The 1947-nt window shown below is 62.1% G+C and carries 2 protein-coding genes; one reads left to right on the top strand and one right to left on the bottom strand.

Annotated features, from left to right (window positions below; all coding sequences use genetic code 11):
* Positions 1 to 44: 44 nt before the first annotated feature.
* Positions 45 to 461: a helix-turn-helix domain-containing protein gene (locus ACW9JE_RS30490; RefSeq protein WP_457434876.1), complete on the bottom strand. Its 417-nt coding sequence runs from the start codon at positions 459 to 461 to the stop codon at positions 45 to 47.
* Between the two features lie 154 nt (positions 462 to 615).
* Between ACW9JE_RS30490 and ACW9JE_RS30485 the strand changes: the two genes are divergently transcribed.
* A complete protein-coding gene (locus ACW9JE_RS30485) occupies positions 616 to 1542 on the top strand; it encodes a LysR substrate-binding domain-containing protein (RefSeq protein WP_457434875.1) in 927 nt (308 codons plus the stop codon).
* Positions 1543 to 1947 lie beyond the last annotated feature (405 nt).

The raw sequence follows: 1947 nt of genomic DNA, 5'->3' as shown, positions 1-1947 counted from the left end.
GACGGAGGTGAAATCACCATCGCATTCGCGGGCAAGCCTCGCTCCTACAGGGTTGCGTGGGCATTTCTGCGCACGGTCCGGCAGCGCCAGGCAAACGGGTTGATGCCTTCGCTGCGGGTGAACATGTGGCAGAAATGCGCCTGATCGCAGAAGCCGCATTCCAAGCTGATCTGCGTGAGGCTCAGGTCCGTGTGCTGGATCAACAGCTTGGCCCGGGCGATGCGTTGCTGGCGGATCCAGTCCTGGGGCGACAGACCGGTGCTGCATTTGAAGGCGCGGGAAAAATGACTGCGTGACAGCGAGCAGGCGAAGGCCAGTTCAGTCACCTCCAGAGGTTCGCCCAGGCGCTCGAGAATCAGTTGTTTGACCAGTCGCTCACGTTGCGGGCTGAGGCCCCCGGCGTTCTTCTTCAGGGAATCTGCGACTGTCGCGAGGACGGCGTTTTGCTGTAATTGAGCCATGGCAAAGGTCCGTATCGGTAGACCTCATTTTTGAAGCCGGACGCTCTGGCTTGCGAGTTAAACGTTGTTAATTCCTCGCCCGTCGCGGGAAGTCTTGGGTAAAGTCAGCCACAATCGCTCCCCGTACCTGGCCTGACACAAGGAACCCGTGCCTGTGAATCGAAATGATCTGCGTCGCGTCGATATGAACCTGCTGGTGATTTTCGAAGCGCTGATGTTCGAGAAAAACCTCACCCGCGTTGCGGAAAAACTGTTCATGGGTCAGCCGGCGGTCAGCGCCGCGCTTGGTCGGTTGCGTGACCTGTTCGATGATCCGCTGCTGTTGCGCCAGGGGCGTGGCATGGAACCGACGGGCCGGGCGCTGGCGATCCTCAAGGAACTGCAGCCGGCGATGGATGTGATTTCCGGCGCGGTCAGCCGAGCCAAGGAGTTCGATCCGACGACCAGCAACGATGTGTTCCGCATCGGGCTGTCGGACGATGCCGAGTTCGGCCTTTTTCCGCCCCTGTTGCGTCAGTTGCAGGAGGAGGCGCCGGGGATCGTGGTCGTGGTGCGCCGCGCCAACTACCTGTTGATGCCGGCGCTGCTGGCGTCCGGGGAGATCTCCGTGGGGGTGAGTTACACCACGGAGCTGCCGGCCAATGCCAAGCGCAAGAAGCTGCGGGACATTCCGTGCAAGGTGCTGCGCGGTGATACTCGGCCGGGGACACTGACGCTGGACGAATACTGCGCGCGGCCCCATGCGATGGTGTCGTTCTCCGGGGACTTGAGCGGCAATATCGATCTGGATCTGGCCAAGGTCGGACGCTGCCGCAAGGTGGTGCTGGGCGTGCCGCAGTTTAGTGGTCTGCGGGCATTGCTGGCAGGTACCGAAATGATCGCCACCGTGCCGGATTACGCCGCCTGCGCCTTGGTCGAAGGCTGCGGCCTGCGCGCCGAAGACCCGCCCTTCGAGATCGAAGCCGCGCAGCTGTCCATGGCCTGGAGCGGCGTCCACGACAACGACCCGGCCGAACGCTGGCTGCGCTCGCGCATCAGCCAGTTCATGTCCGCACCGCTGGACACCTCCGGCAGCGCCTGACCCACCGCCATCCCGTAGGAGCGAGGCTTGCCCGCGAAGGCGTTGTGTCAGTCAACATCGATGGTGCCTGAACCACGGCCTTCGCGAGCAAGCCCGCTCCCACAGTGACCGCGGGTGCTCCCGGATTTTGTGATCAACACAAATCCAGTGTGGGAGCGAGCCTGCTCGCGAGCTTTTCCCCCCTCAATACTGTCTTTGCCTGACCCACCGCCATCGCGGGCAAGCCCGCTCCCACAGGGTTATGTGTTGATCACAAAATCCGGGAGCAGCTCGATCACTGTGGGAGCGGGCTTGCCCGCGATGGCGGCCTGACATTCAACCCGTTTTTCAGACTGGACTCGGTCCAATTGTGGGAGCGGGCTTGCTCGCGAAGGCGGTGTGTCAGTCTCCATAGTTGTTAGCTGA

Source organism: Pseudomonas sp. SDO55104_S430 (genome assembly GCF_054070595.1).
This window is presented reverse-complemented; position numbering and strand designations above follow the sequence as displayed.

Excerpts from the sequence above, each read along its gene's own strand:
- ACW9JE_RS30490 (WP_457434876.1), bottom strand. The coding sequence starts at position 461 with ATGGCTCAATTACAGCAAAACGCCGTCCTCGCGACAGTCGCAGATTCC.